The 19,972-nt window shown below is 50.5% G+C and carries 18 protein-coding genes, 1 other RNA gene and 1 pseudogene; 13 read left to right on the forward strand and 7 right to left on the reverse strand.

Going from position 1 to position 19,972, the window contains the following annotated elements; genetic code table 11:
- Positions 1 to 43 precede the first annotated feature (43 nt).
- The 7 genes and pseudogenes from phoB (at position 44) to phoU (ending at position 8,950) form a co-directional block, all read left to right on the forward strand.
- Complete coding sequence (phoB, locus tag HXZ99_RS09840) at positions 44 to 730, forward strand: phosphate regulon transcriptional regulator PhoB (RefSeq protein WP_194757124.1); 687 nt, start codon at positions 44 to 46, stop codon at positions 728 to 730.
- Positions 731 to 2,035, forward strand: coding sequence for a phosphate regulon sensor histidine kinase PhoR (gene phoR / locus HXZ99_RS09845; protein WP_194757125.1), 1,305 nt, complete (start codon positions 731 to 733; stop codon positions 2,033 to 2,035).
- 209 nt (positions 2,036 to 2,244) lie between these two features.
- Complete coding sequence (locus tag HXZ99_RS09850) at positions 2,245 to 3,213, forward strand: PstS family phosphate ABC transporter substrate-binding protein (RefSeq protein WP_194757126.1); 969 nt, start codon at positions 2,245 to 2,247, stop codon at positions 3,211 to 3,213.
- A gap of 151 nt (positions 3,214 to 3,364) precedes the next feature.
- On the forward strand, positions 3,365 to 5,650 hold the full coding sequence (locus tag HXZ99_RS09855) for an ABC transporter permease subunit (RefSeq protein ID WP_194757127.1): 2,286 nt from the start codon (positions 3,365 to 3,367) through the stop codon (positions 5,648 to 5,650).
- A gap of 18 nt (positions 5,651 to 5,668) precedes the next feature.
- Positions 5,669 to 7,339, forward strand: coding sequence for a phosphate ABC transporter permease PstA (pstA, locus tag HXZ99_RS09860; protein WP_194757128.1), 1,671 nt, complete (start codon positions 5,669 to 5,671; stop codon positions 7,337 to 7,339).
- Between the two features lie 137 nt (positions 7,340 to 7,476).
- Positions 7,477 to 8,220: pseudogene (gene pstB, locus HXZ99_RS09865) on the forward strand (phosphate ABC transporter ATP-binding protein PstB); the annotation flags it as partial.
- 16 nt (positions 8,221 to 8,236) lie between these two features.
- The gene (gene phoU / locus HXZ99_RS09870; RefSeq protein WP_407928517.1) at positions 8,237 to 8,950 is read left to right on the forward strand and encodes a phosphate signaling complex protein PhoU; all 714 of its coding nucleotides are present in this window, start codon (positions 8,237 to 8,239) and stop codon (positions 8,948 to 8,950) included.
- A gap of 107 nt (positions 8,951 to 9,057) precedes the next feature.
- Here phoU and HXZ99_RS09875 read toward each other — a convergent pair whose 3' ends face one another.
- From HXZ99_RS09875 to HXZ99_RS09890, 4 genes are all read right to left on the reverse strand, one after another.
- Complete coding sequence (locus tag HXZ99_RS09875; RefSeq protein WP_194757130.1) at positions 9,058 to 9,465, reverse strand: hypothetical protein; 408 nt, start codon at positions 9,463 to 9,465, stop codon at positions 9,058 to 9,060.
- Between the two features lie 131 nt (positions 9,466 to 9,596).
- Entirely contained in the window at positions 9,597 to 10,829 is a 1,233-nt protein-coding gene (serA, locus tag HXZ99_RS09880; protein WP_194757131.1) for a phosphoglycerate dehydrogenase, read from the reverse strand.
- A gap of 15 nt (positions 10,830 to 10,844) precedes the next feature.
- On the reverse strand, positions 10,845 to 11,510 hold the full coding sequence (rpiA, locus tag HXZ99_RS09885) for a ribose-5-phosphate isomerase RpiA (RefSeq protein WP_194757132.1): 666 nt from the start codon (positions 11,508 to 11,510) through the stop codon (positions 10,845 to 10,847).
- A 58-nt stretch (positions 11,511 to 11,568) separates the two neighbouring features.
- On the reverse strand, positions 11,569 to 12,261 hold the full coding sequence (locus HXZ99_RS09890; protein ID WP_194757133.1) for a 5-formyltetrahydrofolate cyclo-ligase: 693 nt from the start codon (positions 12,259 to 12,261) through the stop codon (positions 11,569 to 11,571).
- Between the two features lie 149 nt (positions 12,262 to 12,410).
- Here HXZ99_RS09890 and HXZ99_RS09895 point away from each other — a divergent pair, with 149 nt between their 5' ends.
- Positions 12,411 to 13,925, forward strand: a complete 1,515-nt coding sequence (locus tag HXZ99_RS09895) for an amidohydrolase family protein (RefSeq protein ID WP_194757168.1) — start codon at positions 12,411 to 12,413, stop codon at positions 13,923 to 13,925.
- Between the two features lie 44 nt (positions 13,926 to 13,969).
- Positions 13,970 to 14,452 (forward strand): hypothetical protein, encoded by a 483-nt coding sequence (locus HXZ99_RS09900; RefSeq protein ID WP_194757134.1) that lies wholly within the window; start codon positions 13,970 to 13,972, stop codon positions 14,450 to 14,452.
- Here HXZ99_RS09900 and HXZ99_RS09905 read toward each other — a convergent pair.
- The 3 genes from HXZ99_RS09905 to HXZ99_RS09915 all read right to left on the reverse strand — a co-directional run bounded on the left by HXZ99_RS09905 (position 14,449) and on the right by HXZ99_RS09915 (position 15,368).
- Positions 14,449 to 14,592 (reverse strand): hypothetical protein, encoded by a 144-nt coding sequence (locus tag HXZ99_RS09905; RefSeq protein WP_194757135.1) that lies wholly within the window; start codon positions 14,590 to 14,592, stop codon positions 14,449 to 14,451. The genes HXZ99_RS09900 and HXZ99_RS09905 overlap by 4 nt on opposite strands.
- Positions 14,593 to 14,623: 31 nt before the next feature.
- A non-coding RNA gene (ssrS, locus tag HXZ99_RS09910) (6S RNA) lies at positions 14,624 to 14,807 on the reverse strand.
- 183 nt (positions 14,808 to 14,990) lie between these two features.
- Positions 14,991 to 15,368 (reverse strand): cell division protein ZapA, encoded by a 378-nt coding sequence (locus HXZ99_RS09915; protein WP_228517891.1) that lies wholly within the window; start codon positions 15,366 to 15,368, stop codon positions 14,991 to 14,993.
- 256 nt (positions 15,369 to 15,624) lie between these two features.
- On the opposite strand from HXZ99_RS09915, the gene HXZ99_RS09920 reads away from it, so the two are divergent.
- From HXZ99_RS09920 to HXZ99_RS09935, 4 genes are read left to right on the forward strand one after another with little or no spacing between them, the layout of a single operon-like run.
- Positions 15,625 to 16,197 carry a UPF0149 family protein gene (locus HXZ99_RS09920; RefSeq protein WP_194757136.1) on the forward strand — a complete coding sequence of 191 codons (573 nt, stop codon included), beginning with the start codon at positions 15,625 to 15,627 and terminating at the stop codon, positions 16,195 to 16,197.
- 25 nt (positions 16,198 to 16,222) lie between these two features.
- Positions 16,223 to 17,593: a Xaa-Pro aminopeptidase gene (pepP, locus tag HXZ99_RS09925; protein ID WP_194757137.1), complete on the forward strand. Its 1,371-nt coding sequence runs from the start codon at positions 16,223 to 16,225 to the stop codon at positions 17,591 to 17,593.
- Positions 17,580 to 18,770 carry an FAD-dependent monooxygenase gene (locus tag HXZ99_RS09930; RefSeq protein ID WP_194757138.1) on the forward strand — a complete coding sequence of 397 codons (1,191 nt, stop codon included), beginning with the start codon at positions 17,580 to 17,582 and terminating at the stop codon, positions 18,768 to 18,770. The genes pepP and HXZ99_RS09930 overlap by 14 nt, the downstream gene beginning before the upstream one ends.
- Positions 18,771 to 18,784: 14 nt before the next feature.
- Positions 18,785 to 19,972 (forward strand): UbiH/UbiF/VisC/COQ6 family ubiquinone biosynthesis hydroxylase, encoded by a 1,188-nt coding sequence (locus tag HXZ99_RS09935; RefSeq protein WP_194757139.1) that lies wholly within the window; start codon positions 18,785 to 18,787, stop codon positions 19,970 to 19,972.

Below are 19,972 nucleotides of genomic sequence, written 5' to 3' on the forward strand. Positions count from 1 at the left end.
AGGTTCGCATAATGCCAGTATTGAAACGGACAGGTGACAGCATATGCCAAGTAAAATACTGATCGTAGAAGATGAAGCACCCATTCGGGAAATGCTTGCGTTTGTTATGGAGCAGCATGGCTATCAGCCCATCCAAGCCGCTGATTTTGATATTGCCTTGGAAAAAATGGTCGAGCCATATCCTGATATGATTCTTCTTGATTGGATGTTACCGGGTGGCAGTGGGATTCAACTGGCACGTCAGGTAAAAACCACAGAACATTTGCGCCATATTCCAATCATTATGCTTACCGCTCGCGGCGAAGAAGAAGACAAGATAAAGGGCTTAGAGGTGGGCGCTGATGATTATGTCACCAAGCCGTTTTCACCCAAAGAATTAATAGCCCGCATGCGGGCCGTGTTTCGCCGCGTATCGCCTACACATCTTGATGAACCTATCGATATAAATGGCTTGCAGTTAGATCCGGTCTCCCACCGAGTATCTGCCCATAATGACTCCCTGGAAATGGGACCCACCGAGTTTCGGTTGTTACATTTCTTTATGACGCACCCAGAACGGGTTTACAGTCGTGAACAATTACTGGATCATGTGTGGGGAACTAATGTTTATGTGGAGGATAGAACCGTAGATGTGCATATTCGTCGATTGCGAAAGGCAATTGAACGGCACGGACACGACAGCCTTATTCAAACCGTACGAGGCGTTGGCTATCGGTTCTCAACACGCTAAATGGAAAGGCATTATACCCTCTATCGCATTTTCAAACGCTTACTCCTTTGGGTATTACCGTTTGCTTTCGTCGGCTGGATAACTGGCCATTTTTGGCTGTCTATTAGCTTATCGTTGGCTTGCGCGCTGCTCTGGAACTACCTCTTTTTACATCGCTTGAATATGTGGTTGTGGCAAAGCCGCACCATGTTGCCACCCCATGCGCCGGGAATGTGGAGTGATATTTACGATGGTATATATCGAACCCTGCGCCGTGCTCAAATAAAGCGTCGCCAACTGGCGGTATTGCTGCAACGCTTTCGACAAGCGGCGGAAGCTATGCCAGATGCCAGTATGGTGTTGCAACGCAATGGCAATATCGAGTGGACCAACAAACTTGCGCAAATTTATTTTGGCTTACGCTGGCCGGCAGACAAAGGCATTCAAGTCACAAATCTAATTCGCGATCCCCGCTTTAAAAAATACTTTGAGAAGGGCGAATTCGATGAGCCTTTTACGCTAAATTCGCCACAGGGGGATGATCGAGAGTTAGAGCTGCGCGTGATGACCTATTCAGAAGATGAACTCCTGTTAATTGCGCGCGATGTGACGCAATTGCGAAAGCTTGAACGCATGCGTAAAGACTTCGTCGCTAATGTGTCTCACGAATTGAAAACGCCTCTTACGGTCATGAATGGGTACTTGGAGATGATGGACTCACCCACAAAGCTGCCGCCCGAAATGCTAGATAAAGCGGTTCATGATATGAGCTTGCAGACGCAGCGGATGCAAAAAATGGTGAATCAACTGCTGTTACTCTCGCGCATGGAATCGCAAATGCAGGATAACTTCACGAAACGCGTTGAAGTGGGAGCTGTGTTGCGACAAATACTAAATGAGATGCGGCCGTTGTTTACTGACAAAGATATTTATTTAGATGCTCATATCGATGAGAACTTGCACGTGTGGGGTAACGAAGAAAAACTCCACGCAGCCTGTTCAAACTTGCTTACCAACGCCATTAAATATACGCCACCGAATGGTCAGATAACCCTCCGTTGGCACAAAGTAGGGCCTTTTGCGGAATTCTCGGTTGCAGATACTGGAAACGGAATCGCCCATGAGCATATTCCGCGCCTCACAGAGCGTTTTTATCGAGTCGATAAAGATAGAAATAGCGCGACGGGCGGAACGGGGTTGGGCCTATCCATCGTAAAACATGCACTTGAACATCATCGCACCTACCTTCAAGTAGAAAGCCGTATCGGCCAGGGCAGTCGGTTCTGGTTTCGTCTTGCGCCAGAGCTGTTAAGTCAGCCTGATTAATCTCTCCCCTCAAGCGCTAGAAATTGTCATGCAATTGTCATGAAAGTGACAGATGACTGTCATTTACCTGCCTCACAATGTCTCCCAGACATGCAGCAAGTCTAGCGTCTAAGAAAAAATTCCGGTTGTCATTTTAGTGTCACAATTCATCACTATGATGGCGTCGGCTTAACTTGAAATACCTGTAACAGCAGGAATTGGAGACAGACATGAAGAAAACTATCTTAGCAACCGTAACCGCCGCAGTGTTCGCTGTGGGTTTCGCTGCATCAGCTAATGTTGATCCGCGTTTACCTGATTATGAGCGTGCGTCTGGTGTGTCTGGAAACATGAACTCAATTGGTTCAGACACGTTGAACAACCTGATGACTTTATGGGCTGAAGAGTTCAACAAATTCTATCCGAATGTGAATGTGCAGATTCAAGGTGCGGGCTCATCTACAGCGCCACCAGCGATTACTGAAGGAACAGCAAACTTCGCACCAATGAGCCGGGCGATGCGTCAGTCTGAGATTGAAGCCTTCGAAGCACGTCACGGTTACGCGCCTTACGCTATGCCAGTTGCTATCGATATGTTGGCAGTTTATGTCAATAACGATAACCCTATCGAGTGTTTGTCATTACAACAAGTCGATGCCATTTTCTCTGCTACTCGCCGTGGTGGCTACCCGAACGATATCACGCGCTGGGGCCAAGTAGGTTTAACCGGTTCTTGGGCAAACCGTGATTTCGCGCTGTACAGCCGTAACGCGGTATCAGGCACCTACGGTTACTTTAAAGATAACGCCTTATTTGGCGGTGATTTCAAATCAAGCATTAATGAGCAGCCAGGTTCTTCGTCAGTGGTTCAGGGTGTGACTGAATCTTTGAACGGTATCGGTTACTCAGGTATCGGCTACCGTACCTCGGGAGTTCGTGCTATCGCATTGTCAGCAACGGAAGGCGGTGAGTGCTTCGAACCAACTGCAGAAAATGCTGCCACAGGCGACTACCCATTAGCGCGCTACTTATACGTGTATGTGAACAAGCATCCGAATCGTGACCTCGACCCGATGACCCGCGAATTCGTAAAAATGTTGTACTCGAAAGTAGGCCAGGAAGTTGTTGACCGTGACGGTTACGTGCCGTTGCCAGAGTCGCTAGCTTCTCGCATCCGCCGTGAACTAAACGTTCAGTAAACGGTGTGTGAAATAACCCCAAAAGAGGCACAGGATGTGCCTCTTTTTTTATTTATGACATTTTTATGTCGTTGTCATATTGCTGTCATAAAAGTTGGCTACATTCGCCTTCAAGATATTCAACTATCTGCCACTATGAGACTTTCGTATCATGACAGATTCAATTGCTAGCTCGATGCGCCACCGGCGTGAGTCCCGATTACCTAATGCGGAGTTACGTGCAAAGCGTCGTCGCATTCGGATGTTTAAAAATGGTTTATCTCGCTGGGGAATTACCGCTGCCGGATTTGGGGTAGTGTTGTCGTTGGCGACGATTTTCATATATCTCTTTTATGAAGTGATGCCCATTTTTAAAGGCGCATCGGTCACTCAAGAGCAGACATTCCAACTACCCGGTGAATCGTCCCTGCATTTAACCATTGAGCGTTATCAGGAACTGGGCTTGAATTTTGATGCCAGCGGTCAAGTTACGTTCTTTGAACTCGACTCAGGCACAGTGCGATTTCAAGATCAGGTGATGGGAAACCCAGGCGCGACCATTAGCACCTTTGCGAAGGGCGAAGATATTGGTGGTTTAGTCGGTTTTGCCTACGATGACGGTTCTGTGAATCTTGCACGTCCCGAATATCAAGTAACCTTCCCCGATGATGAGCGTTTAATTACGCCATTGTTAGCGCGGCCTTATGGCTCTGAACCCATTCAGCTTGATCCCGAAGGACACGCTATTACTCACTTAAGTGTTCAGGAAAGTACCCGCGGTGCTCGTTCGGCGATGCTCGTAGGTTACACAGACGATGGCCGTTATGTCACCGCGCGCCTGACAACTCGGGAAAACTTATTTACCGGTGAGGTGGAAACACAGGTGACGCGTGGCGTGCTCCCGGCACTGCCAGTTGCTCCTCGCGGCATTCTTGTTGATAAAGAAATGCGCAGCGTGTTTGTAGCAGATGCCGCCGGTTACTTGCACTACATTGATATTCGAAATCCTCGCCAAGCGGAGTTAATGCACAGCATACGGGCAGCCGACGGCGAGTATATTACCGCAATGGATTTCTTAGTCGGGTCAGTCTCAATCATTGTGGGCACCGACAAAGGTACGTTGAGCCAATGGTTCCTAGTACGGGATGATGAAAATACGCGGGTACTGGTGCGAATTCGTGACTTTAAGTCACACCCAGCAGCAATTACGCACATTGCGCCAGAACATACGCGCAAGGGCTTTATTGTAGGAGATGCCAGCGGCACTGTGGGTGTTCATTACGGAACCTCGGCGCGCACGCTGTTGCAGCAACAGCTTCTCGAGGGCGGAGTGCAAGGTTTAGCGCTGTCTCCGGTTAACCGTCGTTTGATGGTCTTGGATCAAGCAAACAACCTTCATGTTCATGAGCTTTGGAACCGTCATCCACAGATTTCGTTTTCTGCGCTGTGGAATCGGGTGTGGTACGAAGGCCGCAGCAATCCCGAATATATCTGGCAGTCATCTTCCGCCAGCGATGAATTTGAATCGAAATTCAGTTTGGTGCCGTTGTCGATAGGAACGTTAAAGGCCGCTTTCTTCGCCATGTTGTTTGCCATGCCTTTGGCGATTATGGGGGCGATCTACACCGCTTACTTTATGACGCCGAAACTGCGCGGCATGGTAAAACCGACCATTGAAATTATGGAAGCGTTACCGACAGTTATCTTGGGCTTCTTGGCAGGGTTATGGTTGGCACCCTTTATGGAGAACAATCTACCTGCGGTGTTCTCCTTGCTTATCGGTATGCCGATTGTGATGTTACTGATGGCGTTCTTATGGCGTTTCTTACCTCTGCAGCTGCGTAATCGCATTCCAGGAGGATGGGAAGCGGCCATTTTGGTGCCCGTGGTCCTTCTGTTCGGATGGGCCATGGTCACCCTGAGCCCTCATATTGAAGTGTGGTTCTTCGATGGCAGTATGCGCCAGTGGTTTACCGAAAACGGTATCACGTACGATCAGCGCAACGCCATGGTTGTTGGTGTGGCGATGGGGTTTGCGGTTATCCCAACGATTTATTCAATCGCGGAAGACGCTGTATTTAACGTGCCTCGGCATTTAACCCAAGGTTCGTTGGCATTGGGCGCTACCCCTTGGCAAACCGTATTGGGCGTGGTGCTTCCAACCGCAAGCCCAGGCATTTTCTCTGCGATTATGATTGGTTTCGGACGCGCTGTCGGTGAAACCATGATCGTACTGATGGCTACCGGGAACAGCCCGATTGTGAACTTCAATATCTTTGAAGGCATGCGTACCTTGTCTGCCAACATCGCTGTGGAATTACCAGAAACAGCAGTAGGCAGTAGCCACTTTAGAATTCTGTTCTTGGCGGCGCTGGTGCTCCTCACCTTCACATTTATTTTGAATACCATCGCTGAAGTGGTTCGTCAGCGGTTACGTAAACGTTACAGCAGCCTGTAATTACAAGGGGTATAAACGATGAAACAGTGGTTTAGAAGCGGTACGCCTTGGATCTGGTTAACTGGCGGCGCGGTAACGATTAGTATTGTCATGGTGGTCGGCCTACTGAGCTTGATCGCCGTACGAGGCCTGAGTCATTTTTGGCCGGGCAACGTGGCTGAAGTAGAGATTACCAATTTTCGCACCGGTGAAGTGAGCTCGGTGATGGGTGAAATAGTCCGCAGTGAAACCATCACAGCGACCATGGCACGGGAAGGCGGTAATCCAGTTTCCGAAGGACAGGATCTAGTCACCCGTTATTTGTTTAAGCAAGGTAACCGTGACCAATTTGGTACCGATTTCGTGTGGCACTTTGGCAACACCATGGGCGAAGTCACCTATCCGAAAGGCGTGTTTGCTGTCGAGCGCCGGGAGTGGGGGAATTTCTATGGATTTCCGGTGGCCTTGCTTACCGATGGTTTGGTGGTTTCCACCGCTGACGATGTCGGCTTTTCCGCGCAGTTAAGCGTAGCGCTCGATCGGGCAATTACACGTGCCGATGAGCAACGCCAAATTGAGCGTCGCGAAGTCGGGCGCATTAACACGGCCATGGAGCGAATCCGCCTTGAACTGCGCAGTATGGAGCTTCAGGGGTTAGATGAGTCCGAACTGGCAACTCGTCGCGCTGAGTTAGATCGCCAACGCGAAGCCTTAGATGCGGAATATAGTGTGCTGCGTCAGAAAATGGACGAGCTGCAGCGGGAGCGTCGCCGTGATGCATTAGTGATGCGCATGACCGATGGCCGTGAGGTTACGTTAAACCTAAGCACCATCATTGCCATTACTCAGCCTAATGATATGTCGCTGACAGCAAAGTTTATTCAATACTTTGCCAAAATCGGTGAGTTTCTCAGTACTGAACCCCGTGAAGCGAATACCGAGGGCGGGATCTTCCCGGCGATTTTCGGCACCATTACCATGGTGTTTATCATGTCGATCATGGTGACACCCTTCGGTATTTTGGCGGCGATTTACTTACGAGAGTATGCCAAGCAAGGCCCGGTGACACGCATGATCAGGATCAGTGTGTATAACCTTGCGGGTGTGCCTTCCATTGTGTTTGGTGTGTTCGGTCTCGGCTTCTTCGTTTACTACCTAGGTGGAAATATCGATCGGATATTCTACGAAGCGGCGTTACCGTCACCGACATTTGGTACCCCGGGTTTGTTCTGGGCATCGCTTACGCTGGCGCTGTTAACGCTACCGGTGGTGATTGTGTCTACCGAGGAAGGCTTAGCGCGCATACCGAGCACGGTACGTCAGGGTTCGTTAGCCCTGGGTGCGACCAAGTCAGAAACCCTATGGCGGGTTGTAGTGCCGTTAGCGACTCCAGGCATGATGACCGGATTAATTTTGGCGATTGCCCGTGCAGCCGGTGAGGTTGCACCATTGATGCTGGTGGGTGTGGTTAAATTGGCACCGAATTTGCCGATTGATGGTGAGTTCCCCTTCGTTCACTTGGAGCGGAAAATCATGCATCTTGGCTTCCATATTTTCGACGTCGGCTTCCAAAGCCCGAACGTAGAAGCCTCACGACCATTAGTTTATGCAACCGCCTTGGTTCTGGTATTGCTGATTGTGCTGCTGAATTTAACCGCAATCAGTATCCGTAACCGCTTGCGTGAAAAGTATCGCAGTGATTCGGATTAATCCGAGTCACCTCGTCGCTGCAACGAATTCAATTTGAGAGCAAAGTGAATACTATGGAAAAACAAACTGAAAAGCCGACCCTTAAAACGCATTTAGCGGCGCCAAGTGAAGTGAATATTGCGGAGCTTCCTTGCAAGTTGGAAGTGAATAATCTGCGCTTGTCGTACGGCAAAGATGAAGCGTTAAAAGGCATCAACCTTGTGATTCCCGAGAAGCGAGTCACGGCATTTATCGGACCTTCTGGGTGCGGTAAATCAACCTTGTTGCGCTGCTTTAATCGCATGAATGATCTGGTGGATAGCTGCACGATTAGCGGTGAGATTTTGCTTGATAAGCAAAATATTTACGCGCCAGGTGTGGACGTTGCCGAGTTACGTCGTCAGGTGGGAATGGTGTTTCAGAAGCCCAACCCATTCCCTAAATCGATTTATGAGAACGTGGCCTACGGCTTGCGCCTGCAAGGCGTAAATGACCGCCGAACCCTTGATGAAGTGGTAGAGCAATCGCTTCGCGGGGCAGCACTGTGGGATGAAGTAAAAGACCGTTTGCATGACAATGCGTTTGGCTTGTCAGGTGGTCAGCAACAGCGTTTGGTGATTGCCCGGGCCATTGCCATTGAGCCAGAAGTGCTGTTATTGGATGAGCCGGCATCGGCATTGGATCCGATTTCAACGTTAAAAATTGAAGAGTTAATTAACGATCTCAAAGAGCAGTACACCATTGTGATCGTAACCCACAACATGCAACAGGCGGCTCGGGTTTCCGATCAAACCGCGTTCTTGTACATGGGAGAACTTATTGAGTACGCCGACACCAATACCTTGTTTACCACGCCGGCGAAAAAACAAACTGAAGACTATATTACCGGACGTTACGGTTAAGGGTGAATGGGGGTGAATGATGGAAAATAAAGGCAAACACATTTCCGAACGGTTCGACAGTGAACTCGAAAGCGTGCGTAATGCGGTACTGTCGATGGGCGGCATGGTTGAGAAGCAACTGAGCGATGCCTTGTTGGCAATTGAGAATAACGATAGTGAGTTAGCCGATGCGGTTTTGTCCAACGACAAGAACATTAACTCGTTAGAAATGGATATCGACGGTGCCTGTACGCGCATTATTGCCAAGCGTCAGCCAACCGCCAGTGATTTACGATTGATTGTTGCGACCCTGAAAACAATCGCCGATCTTGAGCGCATTGGTGATGAAGTAAAGCGCTTAGCACGAGTAGCCAAAGAGAGCTTCAGTAGTGATCAGAAGCACTTGCTCGTGAGCTTAGAAAATTTAGGGCAGCTGGTGATTCACATGTTGCGTCAGGCGCTAGATGCATTCGCCCGCATGGATGGTGAAGCGGCCCTTGAAGTGCATAAACTAGACGGCAATATCGATCGTCAATACGAAGCGATGATGCGTCAGTTAATGACCTACATGATGGAAGATCCGCGCAGCATTCCAAAGGTGATGGATGTGGTGTGGTCGGCGCGATCGTTAGAACGCATCGGTGATCGCTGTCAGAACATTTCCGAATACATTATCTACAATGTATACGGTAAAGATGTGCGCCACACATCAACAGAAACCATGACAGAAACCGTGCAACGTAAGCGTTGATTCGGGCAACGTGACCAACGCACTGCGTTGGTCACGAAGGAATACGGCACCACGGCACGTAGCCAACGCACTGCGTTGGTCAGGTGCCGATTTTCGCAGCCAAACAATTATCCATTAAAACTCCAGATATAGCGAAGCGCCGGTCTGAAGCTTTCTTCATACAATTTATCCCAAAGATCGAACAAGGCAGGGGTGCAGCCAAGCACATCGACCAATTCAAGGGCTTCCTCATTGAAAAACGCTTCGTCGACACCTTCCTCACTCACCATGTCCAGCGCTTCGAAATAACTGTAACTGGTTTTGTTGCGAATGATTTCATCGATCCGGAGAATATCGTGCATGGTAAGCAAGGAGTAATTGCATTGTTGACGAATGCGCTCGTTGATTTCCATGTAATACAGTACTTCACCGAGGCTCTCAAATAGCTTCATTTCTGCGTCGCTTGCCTTGGCAGCGGGTACACTTGGAACGAGTGCGAAAAGGACGGCAAAGGCCCCGATGATGAAAGATTTCATATCCATATATCCCGTGAAGGTTGAACCTTAGGTATATCTGTTTATAAAACAATCAGCAAATTTTTCTGGTGCGGCAGCCAAAGCGATGCGATGGTGCGGAGTGCGGTAACCAACGCAATGCGTTGGCTACGTTAGTGCAGTACGCGGCAGCGAATGGTTCCGGGTACTTGCTTTAACTGCTCAAGCGCTTGTTCCGCTAGCTCACTATCAACATCCATCACAACATAACCAAGTTCGTTGTCGGTTTGTAAGTACTGACCTGAAATGTTCACGCCCAACTCTGCAAAAATTTGGTTGATGCGGGTAAGTACGCCGGGTTGGTTGCGATGAATGTGGAGTAAACGACTGCTCTGTCCGTGGGTGGGTAAGTTCACCTCGGGGAAGTTCACCGCCGATAAGGTGGAGCCGTTATCGGAGTATTTAATCAACTTATGAGCGACCTCTGTGCCAATGTTTTCCTGCGCTTCTTGCGTGCTTCCCCCGATATGGGGTGTCAGAATAACATTGCTTAGGCCGCGTAACGGCGAGTGAAAAACATCATCGTTACTTTTCGGTTCGACCGGGAACACATCAATGGCAGCACCATTAAGATGGCCTGCTCGCAAGCGCTCTGCCAACGCTTCCAGATCAACAACCTGTCCGCGAGAGGCATTAATTAAACTGGCGCCTGGCTTCATTAGCGCAAGCTCACGGCTTCCCAGCAAGTTATGAGTTTGTTCAGTTTCAGGGACGTGTAAGGTGACGATATCGCTCGCGCTTAATAAGGCATCGAGGGTGGGCATCGGAAACGCATTGCCCAGAGATAACTTGGTTTCAATATCGTAGAACACCACCCGCATACCTAATTGTTCAGCGAGCACACCGAGCTGTGTTCCAATGTGACCATAACCGACAATACCGAGCGTTTTACCGCGAGCTTCGTGAGAGCCTTGAGCTGATTTCAGCCAGCCTCCGGCATGGCAGGCGCTGCTTTTTTCCGGCACCTTACGCAGCAACATAATAATTTCGGCAAGCACTAACTCAGCAACACTACGAGTGTTGGAGAATGGCGCGTTAAATACCGGAATACCAAATTCACGGGCCGCCGCGACATCCACTTGATTGGTGCCAATACAAAAGCAGCCAATGGCGTTTAAGCGCTCCGCATGTTGCAGAACGTTGCGCGATACCTGTGTGCGTGAGCGAATACCAAGAAAATGATAGTCTCCGATTCTTGCTGCAAGCTCATCTTCATTAAGCGCCGTGCTGACTTGATCAATTTCGGTGTAGCCATGCTGCTCAAAACAATCTACCGCACTGGGATGCACCCCTTCGAGCAGCAAAACCTTTATTTTTTCCTTGGCAAGCGAGTACATCGGGGGCATTGAGCAGGCTCCTAACTATTTACGGGTTTTTGTAAAAACGTCTTTTCCGTCACTTAACAGCGCAACGTCTGCGCCACGGGCAGCAAATAAACCGTTGGTGACTACCCCTGTAATTTGATTGAGTTTGGCTTCAAGCGCTATGGGCTCTTCGATATTCAGATTATAAACATCAAGAATAATGTTGCCGTTATCGGTGGTGACACCATCGCGATAAACCGGATCGCCACCTAACTTCACGATTTCGCGGGCCACATAAGAGCGCGCCATGGGAATCACTTCAACGGGGAGGGGGAAGGCACCGAGTACGTCTACTTCTTTGCTGGTATCTGCAATACAAATAAAGGATGTGGCCACGGCTGCGACAATTTTCTCGCGAGTAAGGGCACCGCCGCCGCCTTTAATCATCTGTAAATGACGATTAATTTCATCGGCGCCATCGACGTACACGGCAATATCGCTTACGCCGTTTAAGTCGTACACAGGAATACCATGAGATTTTAACCGCGCCGTCGAGGCTTCAGAGCTAGATACGGCACCGTCGATATCTTGTTTCAGCGCCGCAAGTGCATCGATAAAGAAGTTCACAGTGGAGCCAGTGCCAACCCCAACCACGGTTCCTGGTTTGACGTAGGCGATGGCTGCTTCTGCAGCGAGACGTTTGGCGTGATCTTGCGTGCTCATAGGTGCTCCATTCTGACGTTAAGGGGAAGGAATATGTTGCTGTCAGGATGGACACTCATTATACGTCTCTGGAGGAGAACTGCCAGCTTTTAGACGGTGTAATAATTCGTGGGAGCGGAACATCCCAGGGGGCATGTGGCAGTGTGTCTGCTTGTTGCTCATCGAAGGCAATGCCAACGGGCAAAAGATGCGGAAGTTCACCCCGTAGCCACGGCGCCAAAGTACGGTCGTAGAAGCCACCGCCCATGCCTAAGCGGTTGCCCACCGCATCAAATGCAACGAGCGGAACAAAAAGTAAATCGATGTCTTGCAGCGGAATAATGCGTTTTGCCTCATAAGGTGGCTCTGGAATACCATACTTATTGGCGCGCAGTGGCGTATTGTGATCGGTCTGCAAAAAAACTAAGTGGTTGCGGTCGAATTGATGAAGCACGGGCACGGCGAAGCGTTGGTCGTTATCAATATGATGGAGCAGTGGTGTTAGGTCGGGTTCACCGTCATTTGGAAAATAGGCACCAATAGTTTTGGCACCACGCTCATCAATGAGCGTTAACACGGCCTGAATAATGGCCTGTTCGGCGTGCACACGCTGCTCTGCTGTTAAATCCCGTCGAGTGCTTCGAAAATGTTTGCGCAGCATCGTCCGCGCTAAATCATCGGCGGCATTAAGCTCCGTCTGGATTGGCTGATTCGTGGTCACTTGCAGAGCCTCCTGATAGCGATACTTTACTTCAATACGAGAGCTTGCCACACTGACGCAGGCATTATGTCACAGTATGCGAAACTCAATCCGAGATTAGAAGCCTGAATACATATTAATTGGAAGCATTCATGAAAGCACACGCCACAGCAGGACTTGTTCACACAATCGCCAAGCATTGGCATGTCACCTTAAGCGCAATGGTTGCCATAGTATTGTTGCTGTCACCGCTCGCTCACGCGGCCAGTGAAGGCCCTTTTGAGCGCATTATTTTGCGTGGTGGCATTTTAGTGAACGGTGAAGGGGCGCCGCCGGTGGGGCCCGTTGATATTGTGATTGAAGGCGACACCATTACGCGGGTAGATGTGGTCGGGTATCCCGGGGTGCCGATTCATGAGCGCCGGCGTCCCCAGGCCGATGCCAATACCCGTGAAATTGATATTAGCGGTCACTATGTGCTGCCGGGCTTTGTGGACATGCATGGACACATTGGCGGCTCAGCGCAAAATATTCCTGCTGAATATGTATATAAACTGTGGTTAGCCCACGGTATTACCACGGTGCGGGAGCCGGGAAGTTTTCGCGGCGTTGAATGGACGGTGGAGGAAGCACGAAAGGCGGCCGCCCATGAAACCATCGCACCGCGCATTATTCCTTACGCGGGCTTTGGCCGCGGCTCTGAGGAGCCCATTATCACAGGGGAACAAGCGCGAGCCTGGATTCGCTCGGTTCAAGAACGGGGCGCGCAGGGCATTAAGTTTTTCGGAGCCACACCACGGGTAATTTCTGCCGCCATTGACGAGGCGAATCAGTTGGGTATGGGTACCATGATGCATCATGCCCAGCTCAACGTGGTGCGCACCAATGTATTAGATTCCGCACGCATGGGTTTGGGCAGTATGGAACATTGGTATGGTCTGCCGGAGGCGTTGTTTACCAACCAAGTGATTCAGAATTATTCGCCGGATTACAATTATCAGAACGAGCAAGACCGTTTTGGCGAAGCAGGCCAATTGTGGAAACAAGCGGCGCGCAAAGGCTCGGATCGTTGGAATGAGGTGCGTGATGAACTCATTGCTCTCGATTTCACCATCAACCCGACCTTAAATATTTATGAAGCGAGCCGCGATGCCGCCGCGCAACGCAACGCAGAATGGCATGATGACTACACCTTGCCAACGTTGTGGGAGTTCTTTAAGCCAAGTCGCTATGCGCACGGTTCTTATTGGTTTGATTGGACCACGGATCATGAGATTGCGTGGCGGGAGAACTATCGCCTGTGGTTTGAATTCTTAAATGACTACAAAAACCATGGTGGTCGAGTCACGGCGGGATCGGATTCAGGGTATATCTATAAGATTTACGGATTTGGCTATATTCAAGAGCTCGAGCTTCTGCGCGAAGCCGGATTTAACGCGCTAGAAGTGGTGCGCGCCGCCACGTTAAGTGGTGCTGAAGCTTTGGGTCTTGAAGATGAAATAGGCAGCATCGTGCCTGGAAAACGGGCCGATCTATTTATTGTGAAAGAGAATCCGCTAAGAAACTTGAAGGTTCTGTATGGAACAGGGCACTATAGGTTAAACGACCAAAATGAACCGGAACGCACTCAAGGGGTTCTATGGACGATGCGCGATGGTGTGTTGTACGACGCTCAACAGCTGTTAGCCGATGTTCGCGAAATGGTACGCCAGGCTCGAGAAGAGGCGGCTGAGTAACAGTTGAATGACAATAACGGAGTCTAAACTCCGGAGACAGTAAGATGAAATTATCATTTAGAACGCACCGCGTTATGTCCTATCAGCGTGCGACCGGCGCCGTGATCGGATTGATGCTAACGCTCTCGCTTGCAGCCTGTGGCCCTACTTATGGTCCAGAGCTTCGCGGCGAATGGAAGATTAAACAAATCCATACTACTGCGGCGGCCGATCTTGATTCGGGGCGAGCATTGGAATGGTTGGGTTATAGTGCTTATTTTGAAGAGCGCCGTATTCGCTTTAGTAAGTACGACTGTCGAGATCCGGGTATGACCACGGATTGGCAACAGTGGGGCTTAGTGGCAAATCGTATTGGTGTGAATCCCGACCTTTTTGGGACCCGCAGCGATACGCCCGTGCAATTGCTTTATATCGAGTGCGATGGGGAAGATTGGTTTACGCCGGGTGCGGAATTAATTCGCTTGGATGATGAGCGTCTGCTCATGGCATATCGAGGCGTTATTTTCGAGTTTCGCCAAGAGCGCTAACCATCAGTAACAGGCTCGACAGCTTCGCGGGCCTCTTCTTCGAGAGCTTCAGACCACGTTGAACGATTACTACAGGTATTCAAAATAAGGATGGTTGCGATCACAATGATTATCGCTGCAACTATTTCTACTTTTTTCATCGCTTAAACCCTAGTTACATTCGTCGTAAAGGTGTTCTCCAAGGTGCCGCTGCATCGTGTCAGCCCTTGAACCCATTGGTTCAAGGCGGGTGCTGGAGATACTACCGCAGGCTTCCCGATACGGGTCGGGCTTGCACACAGGTAGTTCAACAGGACCCTATACTAAGAGTATCGGCTCAGGGACATTCACATGCTGGCAAACACCCCAGAGAACAAAGCCAGTGTATCATATTCTGTCTGTAGCCTGTACCCAACGCATTGCGTTGGTTCGTTATTGGTTCGGGCCTCGGGTTTCTTATCGGCACCTGACCAACGCGGTGCGTTGGCTACCTAATCTCGCTGAGACCAACGCGGTGCGTTGGCTACGTATTCGCGCTGAGACCAACGCGGTGCGTTGGCTACTGTTCTTGATCGGATCGGGAGGGTTGTTCTTCTTCCGTGAGCTCAAGTGCGTGTGTTTCCGCGATTTGTTTCTCAGCAGCACGGGGATCACCGATGGCCTTCTCGATAGTGGCTTGCAATAAACTAATCTTATCCTCAAGCGCTGCAATTTTTTTGGTTTCAACAGCCCGATCTTGAATCCACTCATGACATAAATTGAGGGCCGCCATGATAGCGATTTGCTCCATATTCGTGAGCTTGGTCGAAGTACGCGTTTCTACCATGCGCTCGTCGAGTTGTTTGGCAGCTTCGCGCAACGCTGTTTCTTGACCATCCGGGCACATTACCCGATAGCTACGGTCTAGAATTTTGATGTCTACGACATTACTACTCATGTCACGCTCCCTCAAATCAACATATAGTGGTGAGTATAGTCCGTTTCTGAATCAACGAAAATGCCATAAAAATTTGATTTTCTCGTGTTCACTGCGGGGTGTCGCTACCGTGCGGACGACTAGCCGCAGGATAGCCCTAGTGCTGAGAAGTTGCAATGCCTCTGCGCAAGTAGTTTTGTAAGCCGATTTCTGGCTGAGAAGCGCAAGCAATGGTAGCATTAGGAATGTGATACCTATCCAAATTGGACCGATTAATATGAGTGAATCAAGTTCACAGTGGTTTGAGAAACTAACCCGACTCTTAGCCCAAGAGAATGTTATTGTCAGCGCTTCTGAGATGCACGGCATGCTTACGGGCCTGGTGGCCAGCAGCGCGCCCAGTAAAGAGCGTGATTGGCTGTTAGCACTATCAGACCTAACCCACGAGGGTGAAAAGTTTAGTGCAACACTGATCCACGAACTTGAAGCGCTGCATACCCATACTGTTTCGGGCTTAGAATGTCCTGATTTAAGCTTCCAGATGGTGCTGCCCAGTGATGATGAGCCTTTAGAAGATCGCGTCATTGCTCTCACCGAGTGGACGCAGTGCTTTTTAGTTGGATTCGGTATCCATCAGCAGAACCTTGCTAAAGCCTCTGAAGATCTAAAAGAAGCCATTCAAGATATGGCAGAAATCTCGAAGCTCTCAAGTGATGTGATGACGGGTGAGGAAGACGAGCGCGCGTTTTACGAAGTAAGTGAGTACGTACGTATCACGGCCATTATGTGTTTTAACGAGTTAAGCTCGGTATCGACACCGGTAGCCCCAATTAATCAAACGATTCATTAATCTGTTCTGTTGAGGACTCTGCGTTATGCCACAGGCGGCTGAATACCAAAAAAGGCGGCAAGCCTTTATGCAATCCATGAACTCTCAGGGCGTGGCTATTTTTCCCGCCGCCAGTGAGGTGATTCGCAGTCGTGATACGCATTTTCCTTTTCGCCAAGACAGTGACTTCTTCTATCTGACCGGTATTAACGAACCGGATGCCGTGCTTGTGCTTATGCCGGATACAGAAACCCCAGAGGTGTTATTTGTACTGCCGCGTGATGCCCATGCGGAGGTTTGGCATGGCCGCCGACTTGGGTGCGACAAGGCGCAAGAAATTTCTGGAGTGAGCCACTGTTATAGTTTGGACACCCTTGATGTTCAGTTGCCTGATTTTCTCAATGGCAGCGAGCATTTGTACTTTGCCTTTGATCAGTTTCCTAAGTTTGAAGCAGATCTGCGAGAGCACCTGCGTAACTTGCGTTCAGCGCCAAAACGCACAAAAACGGCACCGGCGCATTGGCACGATAGTCGTCCGCACGTGCATCAACAGCGTTTAATAAAGTCCGAGGCGGAAATTGCCTTGATGCAACAAGCCGCAGATATCAGCGTGACGGCGCACAAGCGAGCGATGCAAAGCGTGCAGCCGGGTGTTTTTGAGTACCAAATCGATGCGCTTCTCAGCCATGAGTTTATGCATCAGGGAGGCAGTGGCCCCGCTTATGGTTCCATTGTCGGTGGTGGCGAAAATGCCTGTATCTTACATTACACGGCCAATACCGATGTGCTGAAAGACGGTGATTTACTGCTGATCGATGCGGGTTGTGAATATCAGGGGTATGCCGCGGATATTACCCGCACGTTTCCGGTAAATGGTAAATTTAGCCGGGCGCAACGGGCCATTTATGAATTGGTACTGGCGGCCCAGGAAGCGGCATTTGCGCTGATTAAGCCAGGAAGCTCGCTTCCTAAAGCGCAAGATGCGGCAGTAAAGGTACTCACTGAAGGATTGCTGCACCTTGGTATTCTCAAAGGCAGTGTGCAACAGCATCTTGACGAGCAAAGCTGCCGGCGTTTCTTCATTCATGGGTTAGGCCATTGGTTGGGCTTAGATGTTCACGATGTGGGCACATACCAAACAGATGGCATCCCCATAAAGCTGCAGCCGGGCATGGTGCTCACCATTGAGCCAGGGTTATATTTTGCGCCGGATGACGACTCGGTTCCCGAGCAATACCGGGGCATGGGTATTCGCATTGAAGACGATTTATTAGTCACCAAGGATGGTTACTGCAACTTAACCGCCGGTGTGCCGAAAAGCGTTGAAGGCATTGAGGCACTCATGGCGAGCGGTCATCGCGATCGCGCAACCACGCGGCCCCAGCGTAACGAGGATTCCCAACGTGCGTCACGTTGATATCGTTATCGCGGGTGGCGGACTTACCGGTTGTTTGGCCGCGTTAGTATTTGCCCGGCGTTATCCTGATTTATCAGTGGTTTTGCTCGATCACCAACAAGGGGCCACTTATCAAGACCCACGTGGTCTTGCGTTAGCGCTGCGTACACAGCAGGTGCTGGCGGATTATGGGGTGTGGCAGGGTGACTTGCAGCAAAGTGCGGCGATTGCCAATATTCATGTGTCCGAAACCGAAGGGCCGGGCACAATGACCATGCATGCGGAGCGCGAGAATTTGCCCGCATTAGGGTACGTGGCGATGGCCGGGGTGTTGCAACAGGCGCTCGACCGTCGCTGTGCTGCGATTGCAAAAGAGCACAAAGAATTTAGCCACGAGCAGGGGGTTCATATCTCCGCCCTCAACGCCAATGAGAGCGGGTATCGGCTCTCCGTTGAGGGAATGGCAGAACCGCTCCAGTGTCGGTTATTGGTGGTGGCTGAAGGGTCGAATTCACACACCCGTCGGCTATTGGGCATAGAAATGACGCGTTCAGCCTATGATCAGGTGGCTCTGGCTGGCGTTGTCACTTATCAAAAACAGCACCAGGGTTGGGCTTACGAACGCTTTACCCCACATGGCCCAGCGGCCTTACTTCCGCAAGGCAAACAGCAAGCCGCATTGGTGTGGTGTATGCAGCCGGAGCGCGCGCAGGCACTACTGGCGCTTCCTGAAAAGGAGCAAGTTCGTGCGGTGCAAGCGATCTTTGGCGCAGCTCCAGGGCGCATTGAACAGGTTTCTTTGCAGGGACAATTTCCGTTGCAGTTAGCCTTGGCTGAGCGGTTTATTGGCCATCGGGCGGTAGTGATTGGCAATGCATGCCACACGCTCCATCCTGTTGCAGGACAAGGCTATAATTTAGGGGTGCGCGATATCCTCGAGCTGGCACAGCAGTTAGATGCTCGGGATCCGGGCGCCATTGCAGGGCTTCAGGCCTATCGTCAGCAGCGACAACGGGATTACGCGGAAATTATTAGCCTCACCCACGGGTTGGTGAATATATTCTCAAATCCGAATCCGCTGCTTCGGCACGGTCGCAGTAAAGCGCTTTATGCCTTGCGTGCATGCAGTACCTTAAGCAAACCGCTGATGCGAAAGGCTATGGGTTTTCGCTCACTTTTCTCGTCGGCCGGGCAGTAACCACAGGATAAAACATGGCTATTATTCGAACGCAAATCATCGTAGTTGGCGGCGGCATGGTAGGACTCGCATTTGCGACTGCCATGGCCAAGCATGGACGCGATGTCGTGGTTATTGAAAAACAAGCCCGCAGTGGCGCCATGCCGGATAAACCAACCCTGCGCGTGTCGGCGTTAAACCATGCGGTGCGCACGTGGCTGCAAGAGCTCGGTGCATGGGAGCGTATTCCCGCCGATAAATGCGGCGATTATCAAGGGATGCACGTGTGGGAGCACGATTCTTTCGGGCATATCCACTTCTCCGCCAATCAAGCTGATCTTGCCGATTTGGGCACCATTATAGAGAACGCGGTGGTTGAAGCTGCCTTGTGGCAAAGTGCCGAGGCCGCTGGCGTGCGCTTGCTCAGTGATGTCACTTTCACCACCCCGGAATATCATGAACACGATGTGAGTGTGCAACTGAGCAACAACGACGTCGTGATCGGGCAATTATTAATTGCTGCCGACGGTGGCCAATCGCGTTTACGCGGCATCTCCGGCACCCCAGTTCATCATCGCGACTATGAACAAGAAGGGGTGGTGTGTACCATTCAAAGCACGGAGCCACATCAGGGCATTGCCCGGCAAGTATTTTTGGGCGATGGGCCCTTGGCACTATTGCCGATGGCGGATCCGTTCCAGTGCTCTATTGTGTGGAGCACGCCCAAAGATAAAGCACAATCGCTGTTGGCACTAAGCGATAGCGCGTTTAATCAGGCCTTAACGGCGGCGTCCGATGGCCAACTCGGTGTGCTCTCTGTGGTGAGCAAACGGGTGAGCTTCCCGTTAACCATGCGTTACGCAGAAGATTGGTTATATGGCCGGCAAGTGCTTATGGGCGATGCTGCGCACACTATTCACCCATTGGCGGGGCAAGGCGCAAATTTGGGCTTCGGCGATGCCTTTGTATTGGCAGAGCGCTTGCGCAGTTTGGGAACCTTAAATGGTCAATGGAATCAAGACGAACTGATGCGCGCCTTGCGCGGTTATCAGCGTGCCCGAAAGGCCGCGGCGCTGCGGCACATTGCAGTGATGGAAGGCTTTCATCAATTGTTTACCAAGAAGCACCCGTTGGTGCGCTTAACGCGCGCCGCAGGCTTAGCCTTAACCCAAGAAATAAACCCACTAAAAGATTTCTTTTTAAACCAAGCGAATCACTTTTAG

The organism is Aliidiomarina indica (assembly GCF_015354615.1).
Classification (GTDB): Bacteria; Pseudomonadota; Gammaproteobacteria; order Enterobacterales; family Alteromonadaceae; genus Aliidiomarina; species Aliidiomarina indica.

Bases quoted from the DNA above. Each gene is read 5' to 3' on its own strand.
- HXZ99_RS09855 (WP_194757127.1), top strand. From the start codon at position 3,365: ATGACAGATTCAATTGCTAGCTCGATGCGCCACCGGCGTGAGTCCCGA.
- HXZ99_RS09875 (WP_194757130.1), bottom strand. From the start codon at position 9,465: ATGAAATCTTTCATCATCGGGGCCTTTGCCGTCCTTTTCGCACTCGTT.
- phoU (WP_407928517.1), top strand. From the start codon at position 8,237: ATGATGGAAAATAAAGGCAAACACATTTCCGAACGGTTCGACAGTGAA.
- HXZ99_RS09850 (WP_194757126.1), top strand. From the start codon at position 2,245: ATGAAGAAAACTATCTTAGCAACCGTAACCGCCGCAGTGTTCGCTGTG.
- HXZ99_RS09920 (WP_194757136.1), top strand. From the start codon at position 15,625: ATGAGTGAATCAAGTTCACAGTGGTTTGAGAAACTAACCCGACTCTTA.
- serA (WP_194757131.1), bottom strand. From the start codon at position 10,829: ATGCCCCCGATGTACTCGCTTGCCAAGGAAAAAATAAAGGTTTTGCTG.
- HXZ99_RS09905 (WP_194757135.1), bottom strand. From the start codon at position 14,592: ATGAAAAAAGTAGAAATAGTTGCAGCGATAATCATTGTGATCGCAACC.
- rpiA (WP_194757132.1), bottom strand. From the start codon at position 11,510: ATGAGCACGCAAGATCACGCCAAACGTCTCGCTGCAGAAGCAGCCATC.
- HXZ99_RS09915 (WP_228517891.1), bottom strand. From the start codon at position 15,368: ATGAGTAGTAATGTCGTAGACATCAAAATTCTAGACCGTAGCTATCGG.
- pepP (WP_194757137.1), top strand. From the start codon at position 16,223: ATGCCACAGGCGGCTGAATACCAAAAAAGGCGGCAAGCCTTTATGCAA.
- pstA (WP_194757128.1), top strand. From the start codon at position 5,669: ATGAAACAGTGGTTTAGAAGCGGTACGCCTTGGATCTGGTTAACTGGC.
- HXZ99_RS09895 (WP_194757168.1), top strand. From the start codon at position 12,411: ATGGTTGCCATAGTATTGTTGCTGTCACCGCTCGCTCACGCGGCCAGT.
- phoR (WP_194757125.1), top strand. From the start codon at position 731: ATGGAAAGGCATTATACCCTCTATCGCATTTTCAAACGCTTACTCCTT.
- phoB (WP_194757124.1), top strand. From the start codon at position 44: ATGCCAAGTAAAATACTGATCGTAGAAGATGAAGCACCCATTCGGGAA.
- HXZ99_RS09935 (WP_194757139.1), top strand. From the start codon at position 18,785: ATGGCTATTATTCGAACGCAAATCATCGTAGTTGGCGGCGGCATGGTA.
- HXZ99_RS09900 (WP_194757134.1), top strand. From the start codon at position 13,970: ATGAAATTATCATTTAGAACGCACCGCGTTATGTCCTATCAGCGTGCG.